Here is a 25,280-nt window from a genome sequence, read left to right as displayed (position 1 = left end):
GGTGGAGCAGCGCGTGCGGGAATGGGTGCGGGGCTGGTCGTCGTGCAGGGGCGCGCCGGAACCGGTCGAGGAGGCCGACGGGTTCCGGATCGACGTGGGCGTGCCGGGCCACCGCGTCCGGTTCGTGCTGCCCGGCACGGAGTCGGTGCGGGAGCGGGCGGCGGCGGAGCCGGGCACGTGGCTCAAGGTCTGCGGGCGGCGCGAGGCCGTGGCCCCGCTGCTCGACCCCCGCTGGGTGCTGGACGAACCGGAGTTCCTGATGAGCACCGCCCTGCGCGGGAGCGGTGGACCGGTCGCCGCGCCGGCCGGGTACCGCACCGGGCTCGTGCGCGAGCACGGGTTCCACGAGGTTGTCGTGGTCGCCTCGGACGGCGCGCGAGCCGCGCGCGGCCGGTTCGCGGTGCACGGCGGGGTGGCCGTGGTGGACCAGGTCGTGACAGAGCCCGCACACCGGCGGCGCGGCCTGGGCCGGCACGTGATGAGCACGATCGGCGTGCACGCGAAGGTGCGCGGCGCGGTTGTCGCGGTTCTCGTCAGCACGGTCGAGGGCCGTCGCCTGTACGAGTCGCTGGGTTGGCGGGTCGACTCGGAGGTGGTCGCGGCGCACCTGCCGGAAACCGCGGGGCCGCCACCCCCCTGAGCGCCCGCGGACCGGCAACGGCCGACCGCCGCGACCAACCACCGAATCGATCCGGTGCGGGGAACGAGAAGGCGCCCGGTGTGCCGGGAGGCGCAAGCGGGAGGTCCGCGCGCGGCCGGGTCCGCCCCCGCCCGGCCGCGCGCGGGTCGCCGCCCCTACCGCCGGTCGCCCGACCGGGCGGGTGCTCCCGGTTCCACCAGGCCCGACAGGGCCGCCGGCAGGGGGTCCCGGTGCAGGACGCCGAGGCGTTGGGTGGCCCGGGTGAGCGCCACGTACAGCTCGGCCGCGCCGCGCGGGCCGTCGGCGAGGATCCGCCCCGGTTCCACGACCAGGACGGCGTCGTACTCCAGGCCCTTGGTCTCCGACGCCGGCACCGCCCCCGGCACGCCCGGCGGGCCGATCACGACGCTGGTGCCCTCGCGCGCGGCTTCCTCCCGGGTGAACTCCTCGACGGCGGCGGGCAGTTCGTCCTCGGTGACCCGCCTGGACCACGGTCGGACGCCGCAGGCGCGGACCGAGTCCGGGGGTCGGACGTCCGGGGCGAAGTCGGCCAGCAGGGCGGCGGCGACCGCCATGACCTCCGCCGGGGTGCGGTAGTTCACCGTCAGCGGCCGGTAGACCCAGCGGCCGGGCACGTACGGTTCCAGCACGGCGGCCCACGACGTCGCGCCCGCGGCCGACCGGCGTTGGGCGAGGTCGCCGACCACCGTGAAGGACCGCCCCGGGCAGCGGCGCATCAGCACCCGCCAGTCCATTTCGGACAGTTCCTGGGCCTCGTCCACCACGACGTGCCGGTAGGTCCAGTCCCGGTCGGCCGCGGCGCGTTCGACCAGTTCGCGGGTGTCGCGCTCCAGGACGCGGTCCGCCAGGTCCTCGGCGTGGAGCAGGTCCGTGGCGAACAGGTGGTCCTCGTCGTCCATCGAGTCCTGGCGGCCGACGAGGCCGTCGAGCACCTCGGCGGCGTACCGGGCCTCCCGCTCCCGCTCCCGCTCGGCGGCCCGGTCGGCCGGCCGGTCGCGGCCCAGCAGGTCGACCAGTTCGTCCAGCAGCGGCACGTCCGACACCGTCCAGGCTTCGCCGTCGGAGCGCAGCAGCGCGGGGTCGGCCCCGGCCGCCCGCAGCCGCTCGGGGGACGTGTAGAGCCGCGCCAGCACCGCTTGCGGCGTCAGCACCGGCCACAGCTCGTCGAGCACGGCGGTGAACGCCCCGTCCTGCGCCAGCTCCTCGACCAGGTCCGCGCGCAGCCGCTCCCACCCCGCGCGGTCCTGCCTGGTCAGCCAGCCCCGGCCGATCCGCGCGATGGCCCGTTCGGTGAGCACGTAGGTGATGACCTCGGTGAACACGGCGCGGGCCTCGTTGTGCGGCAGGCCGCTCGCCCGCGCCTCCTCCCTGGCCCACTGCGCGGTCTCGGCGTCGACGCGCCCCGCGACACCGCCGAGTTCGACCGGCACGGGCCGCTCGGGCAGCCGCTGCCGGTCGGCGACCGCCGCCGCGAGCACGTCGAGGATCTCCAGCGACCCCTTGAGCCGCGCGACCTCCGGGGTGTCCTCGGCGGTGGCGCGCAGGCCCGGCACGAGGCCGCCGGGGGTCGTGAACACCACGTCGGACTCGCCCAGGGACGGCAGGACGCGGCCGATGTGGTGCAGGAACGCCGGGTTGGGCCCGACCACGAGCACGCCGTGCCGCTCCATCCGCTCCCGCTGGGTGTAGAGCAGGTAGGCGACGCGGTGCAGCGCCACCACCGTCTTCCCGGTCCCCGGACCGCCCTCGATCACCAGCACGCCGGGGTGGTCGAGCCGGATGACCTCGTCCTGCTCGGCCTGGATCGTCGCCACGATGTCGCGCATCCCCTCGCCGCGCGGCGCGTCGACCGCCGCGAGCAGGGCGGCGTCGCCGCGCTCCCGCCCGTCGGGGCGGCCGAGCACCTCGTCGGTGAAGTCGACCACCCGGCGGCCCCGCGCGTGGAACTGGCGGCGGCGGCGCATCCCCTCCGGGTTGGCGGCGGTGGCGACGTAGAAGGGGCGCGACGCCGGCGCCCGCCAGTCGAGCAGCACCGGTTCGTACTCGTCCCCCTCGTCGAAGATCCCGATGCGGCCGATGTAGGAGCGGTCGCCCGAGAGGCCGTCCAGCCGGCCGAAGCACAGCCCGTTGTCCGCCACGTCGAGCCGCTTCGCCTCCCTGGCCAGCGCGCGCACCTCGAAATCCCGCTCCATGGGGGTCCCACCGGTGCCCCGCAACGCCGCCTCGTACGCGCCCTTCACCCGCGCGCGCTCGGCGTCGAGCCGCTCGTAGAGCCCGGCCACGTAGTCCCGCTCGGACCGCAGCTCGTCTTCGTACCCCTGAGTTGACACATGCCCCTCACAGCGGCTAACTTGGCATTAGGTTCGGCGGGTTCTCCTTCGAGTTTCGGAGAGCACGCCGACTTTTCATTGTCCGGCCGCTGTCAAGACCTGTTGTGCCGCACTGTGTCGCGCTCCCCCGGCGCGAGGTGTCCGGCCGAGCGGGCGTCGCGGACCGGACCAGGGGCGGTTTCCCCGGAACAGCAGCGTCGCAGCCGCCGAGGGCGACTGCGACGCGGAACTGCTGTGCGGTGCGGTTGTGGCGCACCCCGGCGCGAGGGCCGGCTTGCGACCTACACGCGCTGCCAGAGGGAAGCGACGTTCGGCGGTTCCCAGCCGGCCAGCGAGGTGTGGGCCTGGAGGCAGCGGTAGGACGAGCCGCCGTAGGTGACCTGCGAGCCGATCGAGTACGCGACCCCCGTCGTCCACGGACCGCTCACCGGCGGGGTGGTGGTCGTCGTGGTGGTGGGCTCGGTGGTCGTCGTGGTCGGCGTCGTGGTCGTCGTCGGGCCGGGGCCGCCACCGGGGCCGACCTGGAGGTCGACGCAGTTGTAGAACGCCATGGCCGTGTCGGCGATGTTCCAGATGGCGAGCAGCTTGATGCGGCCGGTGCGACCGCCCAGGCTCACGTCGTGCTTGACCGTCCGGCCCGGCTGGCGCCCGTGGTCGTTGAACTCGGCGATCTTGCTGCCGCCGACGAAGTACTGCCACGTGGAGGTGGAGTGGTTGGCCGTGATCAGCCAGTTGAACGAGACGTTGTTGCCGACCTGCGTGGCGGGCCACGCCTTGCGGTCGTCGTTCAGGGGCGCCCAGCGGCCGTCGCCGCCGTGGCAGTTCTGCTGCCCCTTCAGACCTTCCACGCTCGCCGGCTCGTAGATGATGTCGCCGCAGTTGGAGACCTTGCCCGCGGCGCAGACCGCCTGCCGGCTGGGCGGCGAGGTGATGTAGCCGTGCGCGCTGGCCGTCCCCGCTGACACCACGACGATGAACGGGGCGATGCCCACGCCCGCGAGCACCGCCGCGAGCTTCCGTTTCACACTCATTGTCCAGCTCCTTCGGAGGAACCCCAAGGGGATTCCCTGGGCAGGGTCCAATTCCGCGGCGACCGGATCAAGCCGGGTGCGCACGCCCGCGAACGGCGGTCACATCCGGCAAGTGGTCTAGACCATATCCGTGGACGTGGTCCGAGTCAAGATCCCGACCCCACTGCTCCGACCGGCCGCGACCGCCCTGTTCCGCGCGGTCGAACAGAGAACGCGCGGGCCGGGAGGCGGTCACGGGACGAACGGTTCAGCACGGCGGGACCGCCTCCCAGAGTGCCGCTTCCCCACCTCCACCGCACCCCCGGCAGCGCATTAACAGCAGCGACTTCTTAACCGAAAGAACTGTGTGGACACGCTCACCACCTCAGCCCATCCGCCTACACCTTGCGGCCCAACGCACCCACAGCACCCACACCCCCCAACCAGACCCGCACCACACCCCAGCACACACCGCTTCCGCTTCCACTCTCCGCTTTTGGCTTTCGGCACGCCCCGTGCAGACCGGTCGCCTCGTGTTCTCCCCGTATGGCCTGCCCGGAGGGCTACCATGCTTTTCCTGGGGGTGCAAGCACGCTTTTCGCTTGCACCCCCAGGAAAAGCATGGTCGTCTTTAGACAGGCCATGCGGGGAGAACACGACCGCTGTTTCTTTTCATTCTCCTTGGCGGCCTGCCTGTCCGGCGAGGACTCTTTTGGTTTTTGATCTTAGATCGGTGCGGCACCTAAATATTTCCTGGATCGGTGCGCGATCTTAGTATGAAGAGCGGCCAAGAGGCCACCAAGGAGAAGGGAAGTGCGTCGTGTTCTCCCCGTACGGCCTGCCGGAGGCAATCATCTTTGTCGGGGGGTGTCAAGCGAAGAGCGTGCTTGACACCCCCCGACAAAGATGATTGGGCTGCGCCCAGGCCGTACGGGGAGAACACGAGGCACACCGCTGCGCTGAAGCGCCGCCGCGCGGAGCGCGGCCTGTGGGGAGAGCTGGAGTGCCGCCGCGCGGAGCGCGGCCCCATCGCAGAGACGTGCCGAGCGCGGCCCTACGCGCCGAGCCCTGCAAAGCGCAGCCCCCGCGCCAAGCCACGCCGAGCGCGGCCCCGTGCCAAGCCGCGCGACGCGGCCCGGCCGGCCCTAGACGACCCTGGCCGCGATCAACTGCTGCCAGATGACGCCCTGGTCGGCGACCTCGACGCCCAGCTTCTCCGCCTTGGCGATCTTGCTCGCGCCGACCTCGGCCCCGGTGACGAGCAGGTCGGTGTTCGCCGAGACCGAAGAGGCGATGGTGGCCCCGCCCTTCTCGCACAGGCGCTGGAACGCCGGGCGCGGCACCTTCTCCCCCGAGCGCGGGTCGTTGATCGCGCCGGTGATGACCACCGTCTTGCCGGCCAGCGGCGCGTCGGACGCGACGACCGGCGGGAGGTCCTCCTCGCGCACGTCCAGCGAGACGCCGCACCGCCGCAACCGGTCGAGTTCGGGGCGCAGGCGGGTGAGGTGCTCGACCAGCGAGGCCGCGACCTTGGGGCCGATGTCCTCCACGGCCAGGAGCCGCTCCTCCCCCGCGTCGGCGACCTCCTCCAGCGAGCCGAACCCCGCCCGGCACAACCGGGTGGCGGTGCCCTCCGACGCCATCGGGATCGCGAACCCGATCAGCGCCCGGCGCAGGCCCACCGCGCGGCCGGCGGCGATCGAGTCGATCATGCGCGTCGCGGAGGTCTCGCCGATCCGCTCGAACTCCAGCAGCTGCTCCCTGGTCAGCCGGTAGAAGTCCGACGGGTGCTCCAGCAGCCCGGCCTCGGCCAGCCGCTCGATCCACACCGGACCGACGGCCTCGATGTCGGCCGCCGCGCGCGACGCCCAGTGGATCAGCCTGCGCACGGTCTGCGCGGGGCAGGCGACGTTGGTGCAGAACAGCTCGCGGCTGTTGCCCTGCTCGGTCAGCCCGTGGCCGCACGACGGGCACGCCGCGGGCGGCACGATCTCCCGCTCCGCCCCGGTGCGCTGGGACTCGTCCAGCACACCGGCCACGAACGGGATCACGTCGCCCGCGCGCCGCACCAGCACCGTGTCCCCGATCCGGACGCCGCGCGCGCGGATCACCTCCTGGTTGGCCAGCGTCGCGCGGGTGACCGTCGTGCCGCCCACGAACACCGGCTCCAGCCAGGCGACCGGCACGACCTTGCCCGTCTTGCCGACGTCCCACACCACGTCGGACAGCACCGTCGTCCGCTCCTCGGCGGCGAACTTGAACGCCAGCGCGCCGCGCGGCGAGTTCGACCGCGTCCCGGCCGCCGCGTAGGCGTCCCGGTCGGCCAGCCGCAGCACGGCGCCGTCCAGGTCGTAGTCCAGCTCGTCGCGCCGCGCCTCGATCCCGTCGATCACCGCCTGGGCCCCCGCCGCGTCGTCGCAGTGCCGCATGTCGGCGACGGTGAACCCGAGCGCGCTCAGCCCCTGCTCCAGGTCGGCCGCCGCGCCGCCCTCGGAGGTGTCCAGGTCGAAGGCGAAGAACCGCATCCGCCGCCCGGCGACCGTGGCCGGGTCCTTGGCGCGCAGGGTGCCCGCGGCGGCGTTGCGCGGGTTGATCAGCGGTTTGTCCGGGTGCGCGGCGTTGTAGGCGGCGAAGGTCGACCTCAGCATCACCGCCTCGCCGCGCACCTCGACCCGGCCCGGCGCGGCCACCCGCTCGGGCACCCCGTCGACCAGCGCCCGCACGAGCGGGGTCACGTCGTCGCCGGTCGTGCCGTCCCCCCGCGTGACGGCGCGGACCAGCCGCCCGCCGGAGTAGACCAGCGCCAGCGACAGCCCGTCCAGCTTGGGCATGACCACCACCGGCTGGCCGGGGAAGCGGTCGAGGAACGCCGCCACCTGCTCGGGCCTGGTCGCCTTCTCCAGCGACAGCATCGGGCGCGAGTGCCGGACCGGCGCGTGCAGCACCGCCGGCGCGCCGACCTGCTCCAGCGGGTTCGGGTCGGGCGCCAGCCCCGGGTCGGCCTCGATCAACCGGCGCAGCTCGTCCTCGATGGCGTCGTACTCCGCGTCCGCCACCAACGGCGACCCCCGGTAGTAGGCGTCGCGCAGCACCACGACCTGGTCGGCCAGTTCCCGGATCCGTTCCACAGCGTCCACGGCGCGCACGCTACCCGGCCCCACCGACAAGATCGGCGGCTCCGCCGGCGCGCCCGAGCGGCCCCGCGCCGCTCCGCTCGGCCGAGCCGCGAGGGCGACCGGGTCCCCGGCCGCCGCCCACCCGGACGGGGGGCCGTGGAGCGGTCGCGGGTAAACCCTCCGACGTGGAATACGAAGATTATTCTGCATTTCTCCCCGATCACGACCGGGCCATTCGCGGTGATCACCGGGGTTCGGGGAATTCGCGCGGGGAATGCCGCCCCTTTCGCACCGGACACGCACCGTGGCCGGTACATTACCGGCGTGGACGGGGCGGAGGGGCGGTTGGTGGTCGGGCGGTACCGCCTGCGCCGGGCGCTCGGTCGGGGCGGTATGGGGGTCGTCTGGCTCGCGCACGACGAATTCCTGCACCGGGACGTGGCGGTGAAGGAGATCCAGCCGCGCGGCCGGGAAATCCGGCAGAACGACCCGGAGGTCCGGCGCACGCTGCGGGAGGCCAGGGCCGCCGCCAAGCTGAGCGGGCACCCCCGCGTCATCACCGTCCACGACGTGGTGACCGACGACAACGGCCTGCCCTGGATCGTCATGCAGCTGCTGTCGGGCCGCTCGCTCGCGGACGCGCTGGACGCCGACGGCCCGATGCCCGCCGACCGGGTCGCGCGCATCGGCATCCAGGTGCTGGAGGCGCTGGACCACGCCCACGCCAACGGGGTGCTGCACCGCGACGTCAAGCCGGGCAACGTGATGCTGGACGGCGACGACGTGGTCCTCACCGACTTCGGCATCGCGGTGATCGACGGGGCCTCGGTGCTCACCGCCACCGGGCAGGTGCCCGGCGCGCCGGAGTACATCGCGCCCGAGCGCATCCTCGGCGAGGAGGCCCTGCCCGCGGCCGACCTGTGGTCGGTGGGGATCACGCTCTACCGGATGCTCGTGGGCCGGACCCCCTTCCAGCGTCCCGACATCCAGGCCACGCTGGCGGCGGCGCTGTCCCAGGAGCCGGACCCGCACGTGGCCATCGGCCGGCTGTGGCCGGTCGTGCAGGGGCTGCTGCGCAAGAAGCCCGCCGAGCGGTGGACCGCCCGGCAGGCCCTCGACCGGCTCGCCGCGATCGCCGGGACCGTCGGGACCGCCGCGCCGCCCGCGCAGGCGCCGCACGGGGTCGGGGCGCGCGCCGAGCACCCCACGCGGGAGGAGGACCCGGCGGGCGCGGTGACGGTCGTGGGCGAGACCGCGCCCAACACCCGCACCCTGCCGCCGCCGCTGCCCCCGCCGGTCGCGCCCGCCGCGCCGGGCGACCCGACGGTCGACGCGCTGCCGGCCCGCCGGCCGCGCTCCGGCCGCGAGCCGCTGATCGCGGCCGGCGTCGTGCTCGCGGTCGCGGTCGTGGTGGCCGCCGCCCTGTTCGTCGCGCTCCCGCGGGGCGAGCGGGGGCTCGCCTCGCCGCCGTCCACCGGGTCGGCGGCCGACCCGGCCGCGCGGATCCCGCTGAAGACCTACCAGGAGCCGCAGCTGGCCTGCCTGATCAGCGTCCCGGCGGACTGGCGGCGCGAGCCCTCGCTGGACGGCCCGCTGACCTACGTCCTGTGGGAGGGCCGCAAGACCGACCCCAGGACCGGGGCGCCGGCCGTGCGGGTGCTGCGGGACACCACCAGGCCCGGCACGTCGGCGTTCGCCTACCTGACCGACGAGGCGAGGGCCCGGCGGGCGGCCCGGGACAACGCCGACTTCGAGCAGACCGCCCTGACCGACGGCGGCTCCACCGCCGACCTGGAGTACACCCACCGGACCACGACGGGCTCCACGTGGTTCCGCACGCGGGTCTGGGCGCTCTCGCGCGGGTCGGCGATCTACACGGTGACGTTCTCGCTGTTCGCCGGCGACGCGCAGGCGTTGCGGGAGCAGTGGGACGCCGCGCAGCCCCTGCTCGCCCGGATCCGCGACAGCTTCCACTTCAGCCCCTGAGACCGCCGGCGGGGACCGGTCCCCGCCGACGGGGATAGGTTGCCGCCCGTGACCACCAAGCCCTCGGCGTCACGCAGGAACGGGCCGTACGCCCTGCTGGGCATCCTCTGCGCCGCGGCGCTGGTCGGCGCGCTCGCCGGGCCCACCCGACCGCTGGCCGCCACCCCGTTCACCACGACCGGCCACTGGGTCTACAACTCCGTGCTGGCCGCGGTGTTCCACGTCGACGGCGGCACGGCGAACGTCGACGCGCAGCTGCCGCTGCACGCCGAGGAGGGCAGCCGGGTCCTGCAGGGCGACACCCACGGCTACGTGGTCGGCCCGGGCCGGATCACCCCGTTCGACAAGGCGACGCTGACACCGCTGGGCTCGCGCACGGCGCCCTCCGGCGAAGCCCCGCTGGGCATCGAGGCGGTCGGCGGCCCCTACGCGGTCTACCGCAACGCGGGCAAGGTGGTCCGCCTCGGCGACCCGGCGGCGGTCGTGGCGGCGGGCGGCGCGATCGGCAGCCCGGTGGTCACCGCAGACGGCACGATGTGGTTGCACCGCACCGGGGTCGGCTCGATCTGCACGCTGGCCCGGGACGGGGTCGAACTGTCCGGCTGCCCGGTCTCCGCGCCGGCCGACCACGCGGGCGCGCTGACCGTGCTGGCCGGGCGCCCCGCGTTCGTCGACCTGTTCACCAGCCGCCTGCACACCGTCGACGGCGGCGCGTTCGGCGAGGGCAGGCCGCTGGGCGCGTCGCTGTCGCCCAACGCGCGGCCCGCCGCCGCGGACCTGGCCGGCCGGGTGGCGATCCTCGACCCGGACCGCAGCAGCCTGCTGCTGGTCGACCCGGACGCCCGGCCGGTGGTCCCGGTCCGGGTCGCGCTGCCGCCGGGCGACTACGACGGGCCGGTGTCGACCGGCGAGGCCGTCGTCCTGGTGGACCGGCAGCGCGGGGCGGTGCTGACCTACGGGCCCGACGGCGCGCTGCGCGACGAGAAGCCGGTCAAGCGGGGCGACGGCGAGCCGCGGCTGGCCAAGGGCGAGGACGAGCGGGTCTACGTCGAGGACTCCGAGGGCACCCAGGTCCTGGTCGTCGCCAGGCACGGCGCGGTGCAGGACGTCGACGTGGCCGGGAAGCGCGATCCCGCACCGCGGACGGAGGTCCCCGACCCGCGGCCCGACCAGCAGGTCGCGCTGCCGGGGCAGCCGCCGGCCGGGCGGCCCGACCCGGTGCCGGGCCGGACCGCTCCGGCCGTCCCGGCGCCGACCACCCCGGCGCCGGCCCCGACCACGGCCCTGCCCGGCGCGCCCACGCCCACCACCCCCGCGCCGCGACCGCCCGAGCCGACCACGCCGCCACCGACCACGGCGCCACCGGCCCCGGTGCCGCCCGGCCGGCCGGGCGCCTCGCCGTCGGTCGCCGCGCGGCCGGGCGACGGCTCGGCGCTCGTCACCTGGGACGCCGCGCCGGACAACCGGTCCCCGGTCACCTCGTACCTGGTGTCGTGGCGGCACGGCGACAGGACCAAGTCCACGACGGTCGGCGGGGACGCCCGCCAGGCCGGCGTCGAGGGCCTGGCCAACGGCGAGAGCTACGTCTTCACCGTCACCGCGACCAACGCGGTCGGCACGGGGCCGGGCACGTCGTCCAACCCGGTGACGCCGAGCGCGCCGGTCCGGCCCGCCGGCGCGCCGGTCGGCCTGAAGGCGGACTACGACGTCGACGACCGGCCGAGCCGGGACGTCGGGATCAGCTGGGGGCAGCCGGCGCTCAACGGCGGGGCGCTCGTGCACTACGTGGTCACCGGGACCGGCCAGGAGACCCAGGAGGTGACCGGGACCCGGGTGGTGTACCCGCAACTGCTCGCCGAGAAGACCTACACCTTCACGGTGCACGCGGTGACTAAGACGCCCGACGGCCGGCTGCTCGACGGGGAGAAGAGCTCCATCGTGGTCAAGGACGAACCGCCCGCCGCCACCGCGACCCCCTCGGTCGTCATCCGCCAGGGCGGCCCGGCCGAGACCGACCACTGCCACCGGCCCGCCTGCGCGTGGGTGGAGGCCACGATGTCCGGCCTCTCCCCCGGCGCCTCCTACCGGATCAGGCTCAGCTCCGGCTCCAACGCCGACGTCCGGACCGAGCGCTTCACCGCCGACGCCGCCGGGAACGCCGCGCACGGCGAGCTGAACTACGACGTTCCCGGCGAGACCGTGTGGGTCGCGGTGCTCGGCCTCGACGGCCGGACCGTCGCCCGCTCCGACCCGATCACCTGGAAGTGAGACAGTGACCACCACCACCGCGACCCGCGCCGGCGAGGTCTACGAGCGGATCGCCGACAACGTCCAGCGGGTCGTCCGGGGCAAGCCGGAGGTCGTGCGGCTGGCCGTGGCCGCGCTGCTGTGCGAGGGCCACCTGCTGGTCGAGGACGTGCCCGGGACCGGCAAGACCACGCTCGCCCGGTGCCTGGCGCGCAGCATCGGGGGCAGCTTCAGCCGCATCCAGTTCACACCCGACCTGCTGCCCGGCGACATCACCGGTGTCCAGGTCTACCACCAGCGCGACGAGCGGTTCGTGTTCCACCCCGGCGGCGTGTTCGCCAACGTGGTGCTGGCCGACGAGGTCAACCGGGGCACGCCGAAGACGCAGTCGGCGCTGCTGGAGGTGATGGCGGAGCGGCGGGTCACGGTCGACTCGGTGCGCCACGAGGCGCCCCGGCCGTTCCTGGTGATCGCCACGCAGAACCCGATCGAGATGGCGGGCACCTACCGGTTGCCCGAGGCGCAGCTCGACCGGTTCCTGATGCGGCTGCCGATGGGCTACCCGAGCCTGGAGGCCGAGGTCATGGTGATCATCAGCGACTGCGCCGGGGTGGACCCGGACGAGCTGCCGCCGGTGGTGGACATCCCGACCCTGCAGGCCGCCGTGGCGCAGGTGCGCGGCATCCGGATCGACACCGCCCTGGTGCGCTACGCCGCGACGCTGGCCTCGGCCACCCGGCAGTGCGCGGACGTGCGGTACGGCGCCAGCCCGCGCGGCAGCATCGCCCTGGTCCGCGCCGCGCAGGGGGTCGCCGCGACGCGGGGGCGCGACTACGTGACGGCCGACGACGTCAAGCAGGTGGCGCACCCGGTGCTGGACCACCGCCTGATCCTCACGCCGGACGCCGAGCTGCGGCAGCGCACGGCCGCGGACGTGGTGGCCGACCTGCTCGAGCAGGTGCCGGTGCCGGTCGTCGGCGGTGCGGGGGCCCGATGACGAGGTTGACGGGCAGGGGTGCGGGCACGCTCGCCGCCGGGGTCCTGCTCACCGCCCTCGGCCTGGTGGCGGGCCACCCCCTGGTGCTCGCGCTGGGCGCGATCGCGCTGGGCGCGGTCGTCGCGGCGGCGGTCGTGTCGGCCCGGCCGCCCGGGGTGCGGGTGGTCCGGGAGCTGTTCCGCGACCGGGTGGAGCGGGGCGGCAGGGCGGGGCTCACGCTGCGCGTGCACAACCCCGGCCCGCGCCGCCAGGCCGGTTTCACCGCCGTGGACCGGGCCGGCGGGCACGAGCTGACCATCGCCGTGCGCTCGCTCGCGCCGGGCGCGGAGCAGTCCTACGTCAACGAGCTGCCCACCGGGCGGCGCGGCAGGCACCAGGTGGGGCCGCTGCGCCTGCGCCGCTCCGACGTGCTCGGGCTCGGCCGCTGCGAGCTGCAGCTCGGCGGCGCCGCGGCGTTGTGGGTCTACCCGCGCACGCACCCGGTGCGCTCGGTGGCGGGCGGCCTGCCGCTGCACCACCACGACGGCGCGGCCACCGAGGACTCCCCGCGCGGGTCGCTGGACGTCCGCGAGGTGCGCGAGTACGTGCCCGGCGACGAGGTGCGCCACCTGCACTGGAAGGCCACGGCGCGGACCGGGCGGCTGATGGTGCGCGACTGCGCCGACCCGCACCAGCCGCGGTTCACCGTGCTGCTCGACGACCGGGGCGGGGCGGCGGAGCCGGACTTCGAGGAGGCGGTCGAGCTGGCGGCGTCGCTGGTGGTCGCGGCGGTCCGGGAGGAGCACCGCTGCCGGCTGGTCGCCTCCGGCGGCCTCGACGTGGGCACGGGGTCCGGCTCGGGCGACGCGGTCCGCCGGCTGCTGGACGAGCTGTGCCTCGTGCGGCGCACCGGCGAGCCCGGCGCGCCGCTGGTCCCCGCGGCGCTGGCGCGCGCCGACGGCGGGGTCCTGGTGGTGGTCTCCCCGGTCGCCTCGGCGGCGGACCGGGCCGCGCTCGCCGCGCTGCGCCCGCGCTACGCCGACGTCGTCGTGGTCGCGCTGGGCGGCCCCGCGCCGGTGGTCCCCGGTGTCCGGGTGCTGTCCGCGGTGGACGCCGCGGACGCGGCGCTGCGCTGGCAGGCGGTGGTGGCCCGATGAGGTCGCGCGTGCTGTGGGTGCTGGCCGCCGCGGGGATCCCCGGCCTGCTGTTCGCCCCGGTGTTCGGGCTGCGGGTGCTGCTGCCGCCGGTCGCGGCGGTGCTGGCGGCGTGCTACGCGGTCGTGGAGCTGTGCCTGCGGGTCCCGGCGCTGCGGCCCGTGCGGCCGGCGCTGGCGTTCGCCGCGGGGTCGGTGGCGCTGGTCGAGGTGTCGCTGTTCGCCACGACGGCAGGCGGCCTGCCGACCGCCGCGAGCGCGCGGGCACTGGTCGCCGGCGTCACCGAGTCGTGGCAGCTGACCCTGCAGTCGACGTGGCCGGTGCTGCCGGAGGCCGAGCTGTACCTGTTCGTCCCGCTGCTGGTCCTGTTCGCGGCCGTGATCGGGGTGGAGCTGCTGGGCCGGCCCGCCGTCGCGGTGGCGCCGAGCCTGGTGCTGCTGGTGCTGAGCCAGAGCTTCGCGGCCCTGTCCGGGCTCGGGGCGACGCTGGTCGCGTTCGCCTACGCCGGGGTCGTCGCCGGGCTGCTGGCGACCCGGGCGCGGGCGGCGGTCGTGCCGACGGTGGCGCTGTGCCTGGTGGCGGGCGTCGCGGTGGCGCCGGTCGGGACGGGGCCCGCGTTCTCGCTGCAGCAGAACCGGTTCGCGCAGGCGCCGCTGCCGCGCGCGGTCAGCCCGCTGAGCGAGGTCGCCGCCCGGCTGTCGGACCCGGACGCCGAGGTCTTCGGCTACGCGGGCGACGCGCCGGTCGACCGCTGGCGGCTGGTGGTGCTGGACGGGTTCGACGGCGTCACGTGGACGCCGCGGGAGCGCTACCACCGGCTGGGGGTGGGGATCGGGCCGCCCGGCGGCGTGCGCGTGCCGACCGGGCCGCGCTCCGCGCGGCTCACCGTCCCCGCCGGCGGGCAGTGGGTGCCCAGCCAGGCGATGCCCGCCTCGGTGACCGGCATCGCGCCCCTGGTGGACCGGGACACCGGCGCGCTGCTGGCGCCCGGCCGGACCGGGCCCGTGGAGTACGACCTGCGGTGGTGGGAACCGGAGGTCGACCCCGACCGGCTGCGCGACGCCGGGGTCGCGACCGAGGTCGAGACCGGCGGCCTGGGCAACCTCCCGCCGGGCGTCGCGGAGCTGGCGCGCACGGCCACCGGCGGCGGGCGGGCGACCTTCCGCACGGCGCTGGTGCTGGAGCGCTACCTCGGCCGCGAGTACCGGCTCGCGACGGGCGACGGGCTGCCGACCGGCAGCGGCTGGCCGCAGCTGCGCGAGTTCCTGCTGGAGACCAAGCGGGGCACCAGCGAGCAGTTCGCCGCCTCCTACGTGGTGCTGGCCCGGGCCGTCGGCATCCCGGCGCGGCTGGCCGTCGGGTTCCGGGCCCCGCGGGACGCGGACGACGACGGCCGCGTGGTGGTGCGCAACCGCGACGTGCTGGCGTGGCCGGAGGTCGCGGTCGCCGACGTGGGCTGGGTGCCGCTGGACCCCGCCGGCGCGGCGAGCGGGGCGCCGGCGGCCGGGTCCGGGCTGGCCGGGGCCACCGCGCGGGCGCGGGCCGGGCTGCCGCCGCCGGACCGGCTGCCCGACCCGCCGCTGCCCGCGCCGGAGCCGGACCCCGGCCCCGGCCCGGACGTCGACCTGCGCGCGGTGGCGGGGTGGCTCGCGGCCGGCCTGGCGGCGCTGCTCGCCCTGGCGGTGGTGGCGATCCCGGCGGCGAAGGGCGTCCGGACCTGGCGGCGCAGGCGGCTCACCGGCGCGCGCGGCGTGGTCGCGGCCTGGTGGGAGGCCCGCGACCTGCTGCGGGCCCACGGCGTCCCGGTCACGCCCGGCATGACCGCCCGCGACCTGGCCGCGGTGTCGGAGGGCGCCGTGGTGGACTGCCTGGACCGGCTGGCCGACGGGCTGGACGCGGCGGTGTGGTCGGGCGCGGGCGCGGACGACCGCGCCGTGGCCGCGGCGTGGGGCGCCGTGCGGGGCATCCGCGGGGCGCTGGCGCGGCGGCCGGTCGCCGCGCGGCTCAGGGCGGTGTTCGCGGTTCGATGAGCCTGCTCGCCCGGGGGCCGGTCGCCGAGGTCCACGCCGTCGAGGGGGCGGCGCTGAAGGTGTACCCCGGCCGGTTCGACCGGCGGACCCTCGCCGCGGTCGAGCGCGACCGGGTCCGGCTCGCGGCGCTGTCGGCCCCGGTGCTGCCGGTCGAGCGGGTCGAGCTGGTGGGCGGCAGGCACGCGCTGCGGATGGAGCTGTGCGCCGAGTCGCTGGCGGAGCGGGTGCGACGCGCCGGCCCGCTGTCGCCGGAGGAGGTGGGCGCGCTGGGCCGGGCGCTGTCGCGCGCGCTGCTCGCCGCCCACCGGGTCGACGTGCTGCACGGCGGGGTGAGCCCGCTCAACGTGCTGTTCCGCGCCACCGGCGAGCCGGTGCTGGCCGACTTCGGCGTCGCCGCGCGGCAGGCGTTCCGGCGCGATCCGCTGCACGGCGTGGAGTGGGTCTCGCCGGAGGCGCTGCGCACGGGCGTGACCGACGGGAGGACCGACCTGTACGGGCTCGGCGCGGTGCTGCACTTCGCGCTGACCGGCCACTCCCCCCACCCCGCCCGGATCGGCGAGATGACCGGCGAGCGCGTCCTGCGCGTGCTCGGCGACCCGGTGCCCGCGATCAGCCGGCCCGACGTCCCGGTCGCGCTGTCCACGGCCATCGGCCGGCTGCTCGCGCCCGACCCCGCGAAGCGGTCGCTCCCGCCGACCGGGGACGGGCCGGGGCCGCAGGACCCGCCCCGCGGGGCCTCGCGGCGGTGGCGCGCGGTCGCGGCCGGCCCGGTGGTCGCCGGGGTGGTCGCGGTGGTGATCGCGGTGGTGGTCGCCGGGGTGGTCGCGTTCGCCGGGTGGCCGCGCGGCGGGGAGCAGGCGGCGCCGGACCGGACGGCGAGCGCCGCGCCCGCGCCCGCGCTGGTCCTCGACGAGCCCACCGACCTGGGCGGGCAGGTCGTGCTCACGTGGACCGCGGAGGACGACGGGCTGTACTTCGCGGTCGTCTTCTGGCCGGAGGGCGAGCAGCGCCGGACCGTGCCGGCGGAGCACCGGCGCACCGCCAGGCTCCCGGTCGAGGCCGGCCGCAAGTACTGCTTCCTGGTCCGCGGCACCGACGGGGAGCAGGTGGTGGAGAGCCGGCCCAGGGGTGTGCAGGGCGCAGTCTGCGACAGGTGAGGAGATCGCGGTGGATCCACGGTTGCGGCACATGGGCGGCCTGGTGCTGCCAGGGGGTCACGACAGCCTGGCGCGGGGCGTCCCGCGCGCGGTGGCGGGCTCGGTGCACGCGCTGGCCCTCGGCGGCGGCTACGCGGTGGGGCCCAAGGAGGGTCGGACCGTCTACTTCGGGCGCAACCGGCCGGACGTGCACGTCTGCCTCGGCGAGGACGACCGGCAGGTCAGCCGCAGGCAGGGTGAGCTGACCTGCCGCCACGGCCGGTGGTGGCTGCGCAACACCGGGCGCAGGCCCATCCGGCTGCCCCGCTCCCAGTGGCTGTTCGCCGACGAGGGCGCGATCCCGCTGGCCGAGGGCTACACGCCGCTGCACGTGCCGGGCTCGCGCGAGCGCGAGCACCTGCTGGAGGTGTTCGTGGCCGGGCCGGACGGCAGCCGGCCGCACGCCCGGCACGGCGAGGCCACCGACCCGCCCCGGCCCCACCCGCTCACCCCCGAGGAGCGGCTGGTGCTCGTCGTGCTCGGCTGGCACTACCTGCTGCGCGAGGCCGACCCGAAACCGCTGACCTGGAAGGAGAGCGCCCTGCGCCTGGCGCGGCTGCGGCCGGGGGCTGGCTGGACCGCCAAGCGGGTCGAGCACCGGGTCGCCGCCGTGCGCGAGCGGCTGTCCGCGCGCGGGGTGCCCAACCTGACCCGGGAGGAGGTCGGCGAGCCGGTCGGCAACTCCCTGAACGACAACCTGCTGCGGGAGCTGGTGCGGTCGACCACCCTCGGGCCGCAGGACCTGTCCCTGGCGGACTGACCCCGCACCGGACCGACCCGCGCCGGACCGACCCCGCGCCGGGCGGGCTCCCCGCCGGGCGGGCTCCCCGCCGGCTCCGGCGGGTTCGCGGGAAGCCCCGGTCACCCCTGGACCGCTGCGCGGCGGGGCGGCGACTGCCCGGCCCCGGGCTCCGGCCGCGGACCCCGGCCGGCCGGGGTGCGGGCGCCGGCCGCGCCGCCGGCGCGCCGGCCCCCGCGCTGCCCGGTCGACCGGCCGGGCAGCGTGTCGAGGACGGCCTGGGCGAAGGCGCGCGCCTGCGGCCCGGGGTGGCGGCGGTGCCGGACGACGCCGAGTTCGGAGTCGGGCAGGCCGGTGACGGGGACGAACACCACCGAGCGGCGGTGGGCGTGGTGGACGGCCGTCGCCCGGCACAGCAGCATGGCGCCCCGGTTCGCCGCGACCAGGCTCAGGCCCTCCTGCAGGGTGTGGACCGCGGGTCCGGCCGGCACCGCGCGGCCGCCGGGCGTGCGCGTCGGGGCGTGGACGTCCCGCCAGTAGCCGGGCGCGGTGGCGTGGACGCCGATGACCGCGCAGCCGGCCAGCTCCTCCGCGCTCACCGCCGCCCGCGCCGAGAACGGGTGGCGGGCGGAGACGGCCAGGGTGTGCGGGTTGCGGGAGAACACCGGCCCGACCACGAGGTCGGGCTCCCGCACCGGCAGCAGCACGACCGCGGCGTCCACCTCCCGGCGGTGCAGCGCGCCGAACGGGTCGGCCAGCGGGATCTCCACCAGCTCCACGGCGCAGTCCGGGCGCCGCTCGCCGAACAGCGTGAGCGCGTCGGCGAGGTGGCCGTCGACCGCGCCCTGGAAGCCCACGCGCAGCGACGCGGCGACACCGCGCGCCGCCGCGCGGACGTCGTCGACCGCCCGGCGCAGCAGGTCGTAGGCGGGGTCGAGGTCGGCCAGGAAGCCCTCGCCCAGCGGGGTCAGCCGCACGCGGCGGCTGGTCCGCTCGACCAGCGGCGCGCCGACGCGGGACTCCAGCGCGCGGATCAGCTGGCTGACGCGGCTCTGCGACACGTGCAGCCGCTGCCCCGCCCGGCCGAAGTGCAGCTCCCGCGCCAGCGCGAGGAACGCCTCCAGCTCCCTGATCTCCAGACCGCTCACCGACGCCCCCCGATCCAGTAGCCCTGCTCATGGAAGCGTGAGTGATCGGCCGTTGTTCCCGACCGGGCGCCCGCGTTGGCTGGGGACATGCGAGAGATCGAGGAACGCGGGGACGTCCGGGGCTGGCCCGCGGTGGTGGCGCTGGCGCTGGCCACCTTCACCGTGGTCACCTCCGAGATGCTCCCGGTGGGGCTGCTGACGCCGATCGGGACCGCCCTGGGCGTGACGGAGGGGACGGCCGGGCTGACCCTGACGGTGACCGGCGTGGTCGCGGCGCTGTCCGCTCCCCTGCTCGTCCCGGCGTTCGGGGCCACCGACCGCCGAGCGGTGCTGGGCGTGCTGATGGGGCTGCTGGCCCTGGGGAACCTGGTCGCGGCCTGGTCGCCGTCGTTCGCCGTGCTGGTGGTGGCGCGGGTGCTGGTGGGGTTCGGCGTGGGCGGGGTGTGGGCCCTGGCCGGCGGGCTGGCCGCGCGCCTGGCTCCCCCGGCGTCGGTGGGGACGGCCACGTCGCTGGTCTTCAGCGGGGTGGCCGTGGCGTCCGTGCTGGGCGTGCCGACCGGGACCCACCTGGGCGAGGTGCTGGGCTGGCGGGCGGCCTTCGCCGTGGTGGCCGGGTCGGCGCTGGTGGTCGTGCTCGCGCTGCTGGTCGTGCTGCCCCGGCTGCCGGTCGACCGGCCGGTGCGGCTGGGCGGCACGGTGCGGCTGGCCGCCCACCCCCCGGTGGCTACCGGGCTCGCCGTGGTCTCGCTGGTGGTCGTCGGGCACTTCGCCGCCTACACCTACGTGCGGCCGGTGCTGGAGGGCGTGGCCGGGGTCGAGCCGGGCGCGATCGCCGCGCTGCTGCTGGTGTACGGCGTGGCGGGGGTCGCGGGCACCTTCGCGGGCGGCGCCGGGGCGGCCCGCTCGCCCCGGGCGACGCTGCTGGTCGTCAGCGGGGTGCTGGCGGCGACGGTGGCGCTGGTGCCGGTGGCGGGCACGTCGGCGCCGGCCGCGGCGGGGCTGCTGGTGGTGTGGGGGCTGGCGTACGGGGCGGTGTCGGTGAGCACCCAGACCTGGCTGCTCGCCGCCGCGCCGCACGCCCACGAGTCGGCGTCCGCGCTGTTCTCCGGGGTGTTCAACGGGGCGATCGCGCTGGGCGCGCTCGGCGGCGGCCTGGTGGCCGACGGGTTCGGGCTGGTGGCGGTGATGTGGCTGGGCGCGGCGCTGACCGCGGCGGCGGTGCCCGTGCTGGTGCGGGGCCGCGCGCCGGCGCCCGCGGAGCGCCCGGCGCGGGCCGCCGCCGACCGCTGAGGCCCCGCGCGGACCACGTCCCGGCCGGGCGCCTCCCGGTCGGGGCGCCTCCCGGTCGGGGCGCCTCCCGGCCGGGGCGCCGCCGGCCCGATCGCGTGAAGACACCGCGAGCGGCCGGTCGCCCTGCGGCAGGTGGGCCGGTCGTCGCGGTCACCGCTGTGGCGAGGGACACCCCGGGCCGGGCCGATCGTCAGGTGGTGCCCCGCCCTTCCCCGTCGAGCGCGTCGAGCTGGTCCCGGACGCGGAGGGCCTCGTCGGCGCGGTCCTGGGCCCGGTACAGGTCCAGGGCCTGCCGCCAGACCTCGCGGGCCGAGTCGGGCCGGCCCAGGGCGCGGTGGACGAGGCCGAGCCGGTCGAGGGTGTCGGCCTGGTTGTAGGTGTTGCCGTGCTCGCGGTACAGCTCCAGGGCCTCGCGGTAGTGCTCCAGGGCTTCCGCGTGGTCACCGGTCCGGTGGGCGCTGTAGCCCAGGGTGTCCATCACGGCGGCGGCGAGGGTGGGGTCGGGCCGGCGGTCGCCCAGCTCCAGGGCCGCCCGGCAGTGCGCGCGCGCCTGGTCGTGGTCGCCGACCCTGGCGTACAGCCAGCCCGCCGCGCTCAGCGCCGCGCACTCCCACTCCGGTCGGCCCAGGTCCCGGTAGAGCCGCAGCGCCCGCAGCGCGTGGTCCAGCGCCCGCCGGTCCTCCCCGCGCTGCTCCCAGGCGCGGGTGAGCGTGTAGTGGGTGTGGGCCTGGGTGGTGCGGTCGTCGGTGCGCTCGGCCAGCTCCAGGGCGCGGACCAGGTGCCGCATGGCCTCGTCGGGCAGCCCGGCGAAGGCGGCGGCGTCGCCCAGCAGGCGGTGGGCGAGCAGCAGCGCGCGCGGGTCGCCCTGCCGCTCGGCCGCGGCGACCCCGGCCCGCCACACCACCACCGCGTCCTGCAGGTGCCCGCGCCGGTAGAGGAAGGTGTCCAGCGACCAGGCCAGCTGCCAGACCGGGTCGTGCCAGCCCCGGCCGGCGGCGAACTGCTGCACGGCGAGCAGGGTGCGGTGCTCGGTGGCGAACCAGTCCAGCGCGGCGTCCTGGTCGGGCGGCGACAGCGGGTGGCAGTCCGGGAAGTCGGCGAGCCGGATGGGTTCGCGGTGCGGGTCGAGCACCCGCTCGGCGGCGAACGCGGTGCGCAGCAGGAAGCCGACCAGCCGGCGCAGCGCCGCGTCGCGGTCGGCTTCGGGGAGCGTGCGGTGGGCGCGGTCGGCGGCGAAGAGCTTGACCAGGTCGTGCATCCCGTAGCGGCCCGGCGCGCGCTGCTGCACCAGGTGCAGGTCCTCCAGCGCGCGCAGCGCCGACCGGGTGGCCGCGACGTCCAGGCCGGCGAGGTCGGCCGCGGCGCGCAGGCCGGTGTCCGGCCCCGGCGCGAGGCCCAGCAGCGCGAGCACCCGCGCCGGCCGCTCGCCCAGCGCGTCGACCGACCAGGACAGCACCTCCGGCAGGCTGGTGGCGGGGTTGCCGTCGTCCAGCGCCGCCAACCTGGTCGCGGTGTCGTGCAGCTCGTCGGCCAGCGCGGACAGCGGGAAGTCCGGGTGGACGGTGGCGCGGGCGGCCACGACGCCCAAGGCGAGGGGGAGCCCGCCGCAGCAGGCCAGCAGCCTGCGCACCGCGTCGGGTTCGGCCTCGACCCGCCGCGCGCCCAACCGGTCGACCAGCACCTGCCGGGCCTCGGCGTCGGGCAGCACGTCCACCCGCAGCGGGTGGGCGCCGTGGCGGGTGATCAGCTCGGTGAGCCGGTTGCGGCTGGTGACCAGCACCGCGGCGGAGCCGTCACCGGGCAGCAGCGGGACCACCTGGTCGGCGGTGGCCGCGTTGTCCAGCACGATCAGCACCCGCCGGCCCGCGATGAGGCTGCGGAACAGCGCCGCCCGGGCGCCCGGGTCGCCCGGCACGCGGTCCGGCTCGACGCCGAGGGTGTCGAGGAATCCCCGCACGGCCGTCTCCGCCGCCACGGGCTCGCCGTCGGGGCTGAACCCGCGCAGGTCGACGAACAGCTGCCCGTCGGGGAACCGGTCGCGGTGGCGGTGCGCCCAGGCCAGCGCGAGCCAGGTCTTGCCGATGCCGCCCGACCCGCCGATCGCCGAGATCACCACGGTGCCGGAGGGCGCCTCGTCCAGCGACGCGGTCAGCGCGGCGAGCTCCGCGGCGCGGCCGGTGAACGACCGGGGCACGGCGGGCAGCTGCCGAGGCACCGGGGCCGCGGCGCTCGCGCGCGCCGCGCCGGGCCCGTCGGCGGCGAGGTCGGGGTCCGCGGCCAGCACCCGCTGGTGCAGGTCCCGCAGCCGGGGGCCGGGGTCGGCGCCCAGCTCCTCCACCAGCCGGGCGCGCACCCGCCGGTAGTGCTCCAGCGCGTCGGCCTGGCGACCGCTGCGGTACAGGGCCAGCACCAGCTGCGCGGCGACCCGCTCGTCCAGCGGGTGGCGCCGCGCGCGCTCGGCCAGGTCGGGCAGCAGCTCCGCGTGCCGGCCGCGGCGCAGCGCGAGGTCGGCCCGGTCCAGCTCGGCGGCCAGGCGCTGCGCCGCCAGGCTCGCGCGCAGCGCCTCGGCCCAGGGGGTGTCCAGGTCGGGCAGCGGCTCGCCCCGCCACAGCCCCAGCGCCTCGTCGAACAGCGCCGCGGCCCGCTCGTCGTCCGCCGCGCGCGCCCGGGCCACCAGGTGGCCGAACCGGTGCAGGTCGACGTCCTGCTCGTCCGCGGTGAGCTGGTAGCCGCCGGGGCGGCGGACCAGCCGCACCCGCTCGGTCACCGCCAGCACCGCCCGCAACCGGGAGACGTAGCTGTGCAGCACGTGCCGGCCCCTGGCCGGGAGCCGATCGCCCCACACCCGCTCCAGCAGGGCGTCGGCCGTGACCGGGGCGCCGGCCTCCACCAGCAGCACCGCCAGCACCCCGCGCTGCTTGGCGTGGCCCAGCGCCACCGGCACACCGCCGACGTCGGCCTCGACACCGCCCAACAACCGGAACCGCACCGCCATCACGACCTCCCGACCGGGCATCCTGCACCGTGCCCGGACAACAGGGTGCGGGAGGTGCGCCCCGGGCCGCGCCCGGTACCGCCCGATCCGACCAGCGGGCGGCGGTTCGAGCCCCCGCCCGCCGGCGTCCGGGCCGGCGCCGAACGCGGGGCTCCCGCCCGCCGGGCGACCGGCCGCGGCTCACCCCACCGCCCGCCGCACGAGGGCGGCGATGCGCTCCTCCACCTCCGCCGTCACCTCCGCCAGGGCGTAGCTGGTCGCCCACATCGCGCCCTCGTCCAGGCCCGCCTGGTCGCTGAACCCGAGCGTGGCGTAGCGCGCCTTGAACTTGTCCGCGCTCTGGAAGAAGCACACGACCTTGCCGTCCAGCGCGTAGGCCGGCATCCCGTACCAGAGCTTCGGGGCGAGCATCGGGGCGTTGGCCGTGACGACGGCGTGCACGCGCTCGGCCATCACCCGGTCGGCGTCGGGCATCTCGGCGATCTTCGCGAGCAGGTCCCGCACCGCCTCGGCCGCCTTGTCCGCGCGCGAGCTGCGGCGCGCCTCCTTCTTCAGCTCCCGGGCGTGGTCCTTCATGGCGGCCCGCTCCTCGGCGGTGAAACCCTCGTACGCGCTGGACTCGGTGCGGCTCATCGCTGGTCCTCCTCGACGTTCGCGGTGTGCGGTGCTGTGACCCGGCTCGGCGTGCCGCGGCCCTCACCGGGCCGGGGGTCGGCGGGCGGTGGCCCGGCGCCGTCCCGGGCCGGCGGGACGCCCGGCCCCGGGCGGTGCAGGCACATCAGGCCGTGGTGCTCTCGATCGGGGTCATGGCGGGAACGCTAGGCGCGGGCCGCCGACCGGCGCTTCTCGATTCCTGACCGGTCCCGGCGCACCCGCCGGGACCGGGCGCGTTCCCGGTTTTGTCGGTGCCGGTGGATAACGTGCGCGCAGTTGCCGCGGAAGAGGGGAAGCGAACGCATGTCTGCCACGACGTACCTGGAGCTGTCCGAGGCGGGCGGTGGCGCGCACAAGTTCTACGAAGTGCGGGTCGACGGCACCGAGGTCACCATCACCTATGGGCGCATCGGGGAGCAGGGGCAGGTGCGCAGCGCGACCTTCGCCGACCACGCCAAGGCGCTCAAGGCGGCCGAGAAGAAGATCGGCGAGAAGGTGCGCAAGGGCTACGCCCCCGCCGTCCGGGGGGTGCGCGGGCGCCGGCCGGTGAGCCGGCGGCAGATCGTCAGCACCCGCTCGACCGCCCACCAGGCGCCGGTGCTGTGGCGGTTCGCCTCCGGGGCCCCGGCGTTCGGGATCTTCATCGGCGAGGACCACGCCTGGGTCGGCAACGAGAACGGCGACGTCTACACCCTCACCCACGACGGCCGGGTCACCGGGCGGTTCGGGCTGCCCGACGCGGTCAAGTGCATCGTGGCCGACGACTTCTGGATCTACGCGGGCTGCGACGACGGCCAGGTCTACGACCTGGGTGCCAAGGTGCCCCGGGTGGCCTACGAGATCGCCGAGGACGTGGACATCTACTGGCTCGACATCCACGACGGCGTGCTCGGCGTGTCCGACCGGCAGGGCCGGGTGACGGTGGTGGACCACGAGGACGAGTTCCAGTGGTCGTGCCCGGCCACCGGCGACAGCGCCTGGATGGTCCGCTGCTCGGCGGAGGGCGTCTTCCACGGCCACGCCCGGGGCGTCACCCACTACACCGGCCGCGGCCACCGGGCCTGGCACGCCGACACCGTCGGGGAGGTGCTGTTCGGCTGGCAGGAGCGCACCGAGGTCTTCGCGGGCACCAGCCGGGGCCGGGTGCACCGGTTCGCCAAGTCGGACGGGCGCGAGACGGGCCTCTACCGCTGCGACGCGCCCGTGTTCTCCTGCGCGACCTCGCCCGACGGCGGGTTCGTCTTCGCGGGCGACAACCAGTCCTCGGTGTACTGCTTCGCCGCCGACGGCACCCGGCTGTGGAAGCTCGCCACCGGGTGCGGCTCGGCGTTCTCCATGCAGTACCGCGACGAACGGCTCTACCTGGTGACCACCGACGGGTCGCTCGCCTGCCTGGACGCCGGCCCGGACGCCGTGCGCGCGGCCGAGCAGGGGCAGCTGCCGCCGCGCCAGGACATCAAGGCCGGCAGCATCGACCGCGTCGAGGCGACCGCCGAGGTCGAGGTCGTCTCGCACGTCGCCCCGGGCGAGGGCGTGGTGGTCGAGTGCGTGCAGGAGGGCGGCCGGGTCCGGGTGCGCGTCGTCTCCGACGGGTACGACCGCACGTGGGGCGTGCAGTTCCCCAAGAACATCCGCGTGCCCGGCGCCCGGTACCTGGTCTCGGAGGTGCTGACGTCGGCGAGCGGGTCGTTCTACCGCACCCGCGGCGAGATCAGGCGCCTGCGCTGACCGCCGGACGCGGCGGCGGC

16 protein-coding genes are annotated in these 25,280 nt (G+C 76.4%); 10 read left to right on the top strand and 6 right to left on the bottom strand.

Annotated elements, in window-relative coordinates:
- Nucleotides 1-13 precede the first annotated feature (13 nt).
- The gene (locus JOE68_RS28500; RefSeq protein ID WP_307819955.1) at nucleotides 14-640 is read left to right on the top strand and encodes a GNAT family N-acetyltransferase; all 627 of its coding nucleotides are present in this window, start codon (nucleotides 14-16) and stop codon (nucleotides 638-640) included.
- Between the two features lie 155 nt (nucleotides 641-795).
- Here the strand turns inward: JOE68_RS28500 and helR are convergent, their stop codons facing one another.
- From helR to ligA, 3 genes are all read right to left on the bottom strand, one after another.
- Nucleotides 796-2,991 carry an RNA polymerase recycling motor ATPase HelR gene (helR, locus tag JOE68_RS28495; RefSeq protein WP_204845457.1) on the bottom strand — a complete coding sequence of 732 codons (2,196 nt, stop codon included), beginning with the start codon at nucleotides 2,989-2,991 and terminating at the stop codon, nucleotides 796-798.
- A 281-nt stretch (nucleotides 2,992-3,272) separates the two neighbouring features.
- The gene (locus JOE68_RS28490) at nucleotides 3,273-4,022 is read right to left on the bottom strand and encodes a lytic polysaccharide monooxygenase (RefSeq protein ID WP_204845456.1); all 750 of its coding nucleotides are present in this window, start codon (nucleotides 4,020-4,022) and stop codon (nucleotides 3,273-3,275) included.
- Between the two features lie 1,124 nt (nucleotides 4,023-5,146).
- Complete coding sequence (gene ligA / locus JOE68_RS28485) at nucleotides 5,147-7,138, bottom strand: NAD-dependent DNA ligase LigA (protein ID WP_204845455.1); 1,992 nt, start codon at nucleotides 7,136-7,138, stop codon at nucleotides 5,147-5,149.
- 303 nt (nucleotides 7,139-7,441) lie between these two features.
- On the opposite strand from ligA, the gene JOE68_RS28480 reads away from it, so the two are divergent.
- From JOE68_RS28480 to JOE68_RS28450, 7 genes are read left to right on the top strand one after another with little or no spacing between them, the layout of a single operon-like run.
- Nucleotides 7,442-9,103: a serine/threonine-protein kinase gene (locus tag JOE68_RS28480; protein WP_204845454.1), complete on the top strand. Its 1,662-nt coding sequence runs from the start codon at nucleotides 7,442-7,444 to the stop codon at nucleotides 9,101-9,103.
- Between the two features lie 48 nt (nucleotides 9,104-9,151).
- The gene (locus JOE68_RS28475) at nucleotides 9,152-11,371 is read left to right on the top strand and encodes a fibronectin type III domain-containing protein (RefSeq protein WP_204845453.1); all 2,220 of its coding nucleotides are present in this window, start codon (nucleotides 9,152-9,154) and stop codon (nucleotides 11,369-11,371) included.
- A gap of 4 nt (nucleotides 11,372-11,375) precedes the next feature.
- Nucleotides 11,376-12,347, top strand: a complete 972-nt coding sequence (locus tag JOE68_RS28470) for an AAA family ATPase (RefSeq protein WP_204845452.1) — start codon at nucleotides 11,376-11,378, stop codon at nucleotides 12,345-12,347.
- A complete protein-coding gene (locus JOE68_RS28465) occupies nucleotides 12,344-13,483 on the top strand; it encodes a DUF58 domain-containing protein (RefSeq protein ID WP_204845451.1) in 1,140 nt (379 codons plus the stop codon). The genes JOE68_RS28470 and JOE68_RS28465 overlap by 4 nt, the downstream gene beginning before the upstream one ends.
- A complete protein-coding gene (locus JOE68_RS28460; RefSeq protein WP_204845450.1) occupies nucleotides 13,480-15,510 on the top strand; it encodes a transglutaminase TgpA family protein in 2,031 nt (676 codons plus the stop codon). Before JOE68_RS28465 ends, JOE68_RS28460 begins: the two co-directional genes overlap by 4 nt.
- Nucleotides 15,507-16,667 carry a protein kinase domain-containing protein gene (locus tag JOE68_RS28455; protein WP_204845449.1) on the top strand — a complete coding sequence of 387 codons (1,161 nt, stop codon included), beginning with the start codon at nucleotides 15,507-15,509 and terminating at the stop codon, nucleotides 16,665-16,667. Before JOE68_RS28460 ends, JOE68_RS28455 begins: the two co-directional genes overlap by 4 nt.
- A gap of 10 nt (nucleotides 16,668-16,677) precedes the next feature.
- On the top strand, nucleotides 16,678-17,466 hold the full coding sequence (locus JOE68_RS28450) for an FHA domain-containing protein (protein WP_307819954.1): 789 nt from the start codon (nucleotides 16,678-16,680) through the stop codon (nucleotides 17,464-17,466).
- Nucleotides 17,467-17,567: 101 nt separating this feature from the next.
- Here the strand turns inward: JOE68_RS28450 and JOE68_RS28445 are convergent, their stop codons facing one another.
- The gene (locus JOE68_RS28445; RefSeq protein WP_204845448.1) at nucleotides 17,568-18,593 is read right to left on the bottom strand and encodes a LysR family transcriptional regulator; all 1,026 of its coding nucleotides are present in this window, start codon (nucleotides 18,591-18,593) and stop codon (nucleotides 17,568-17,570) included.
- Nucleotides 18,594-18,680: 87 nt separating this feature from the next.
- On the opposite strand from JOE68_RS28445, the gene JOE68_RS28440 reads away from it, so the two are divergent.
- Complete coding sequence (locus JOE68_RS28440) at nucleotides 18,681-19,883, top strand: MFS transporter (protein ID WP_239562382.1); 1,203 nt, start codon at nucleotides 18,681-18,683, stop codon at nucleotides 19,881-19,883.
- A gap of 190 nt (nucleotides 19,884-20,073) precedes the next feature.
- On the opposite strand, the gene JOE68_RS28435 is transcribed toward JOE68_RS28440, so the two are convergent.
- Both JOE68_RS28435 and JOE68_RS28430 read right to left on the bottom strand, forming a co-directional pair.
- A complete protein-coding gene (locus JOE68_RS28435; protein WP_239562381.1) occupies nucleotides 20,074-22,899 on the bottom strand; it encodes an AfsR/SARP family transcriptional regulator in 2,826 nt (941 codons plus the stop codon).
- A 159-nt stretch (nucleotides 22,900-23,058) separates the two neighbouring features.
- Complete coding sequence (locus tag JOE68_RS28430; RefSeq protein WP_204845447.1) at nucleotides 23,059-23,511, bottom strand: iron chaperone; 453 nt, start codon at nucleotides 23,509-23,511, stop codon at nucleotides 23,059-23,061.
- A gap of 324 nt (nucleotides 23,512-23,835) precedes the next feature.
- Here JOE68_RS28430 and JOE68_RS28425 point away from each other — a divergent pair, with 324 nt between their 5' ends.
- Nucleotides 23,836-25,260, top strand: coding sequence for a WGR domain-containing protein (locus tag JOE68_RS28425; protein ID WP_204845446.1), 1,425 nt, complete (start codon nucleotides 23,836-23,838; stop codon nucleotides 25,258-25,260).
- The last annotated feature ends 20 nt before the right edge of the window (nucleotides 25,261-25,280 follow it).

The sequence above is a fragment of the Saccharothrix algeriensis genome (genome assembly GCF_016907655.1).
GTDB classification, from domain to species: domain Bacteria; phylum Actinomycetota; class Actinomycetes; order Mycobacteriales; family Pseudonocardiaceae; genus Actinosynnema; species Actinosynnema algeriense.
Note: the sequence above shows the minus strand (reverse complement) of the source record. Positions and strands in the feature narration are given on the sequence as shown.

What these genes read in the sequence shown, in the direction of transcription:
- JOE68_RS28460 (WP_204845450.1), top strand. Translation starts at nt 13,480, where the DNA reads ATGAGGTCGCGCGTGCTGTGGGTGCTGGCCGCCGCGGGGATCCCCGGC.
- JOE68_RS28425 (WP_204845446.1), top strand. Translation starts at nt 23,836, where the DNA reads ATGTCTGCCACGACGTACCTGGAGCTGTCCGAGGCGGGCGGTGGCGCG.
- JOE68_RS28440 (WP_239562382.1), top strand. Translation starts at nt 18,681, where the DNA reads ATGCGAGAGATCGAGGAACGCGGGGACGTCCGGGGCTGGCCCGCGGTG.
- JOE68_RS28490 (WP_204845456.1), bottom strand. Translation starts at nt 4,022, where the DNA reads ATGAGTGTGAAACGGAAGCTCGCGGCGGTGCTCGCGGGCGTGGGCATC.
- JOE68_RS28455 (WP_204845449.1), top strand. Translation starts at nt 15,507, where the DNA reads ATGAGCCTGCTCGCCCGGGGGCCGGTCGCCGAGGTCCACGCCGTCGAG.
- JOE68_RS28465 (WP_204845451.1), top strand. Translation starts at nt 12,344, where the DNA reads ATGACGAGGTTGACGGGCAGGGGTGCGGGCACGCTCGCCGCCGGGGTC.
- JOE68_RS28435 (WP_239562381.1), bottom strand. Translation starts at nt 22,899, where the DNA reads ATGCCCGGTCGGGAGGTCGTGATGGCGGTGCGGTTCCGGTTGTTGGGC.
- JOE68_RS28430 (WP_204845447.1), bottom strand. Translation starts at nt 23,511, where the DNA reads ATGAGCCGCACCGAGTCCAGCGCGTACGAGGGTTTCACCGCCGAGGAG.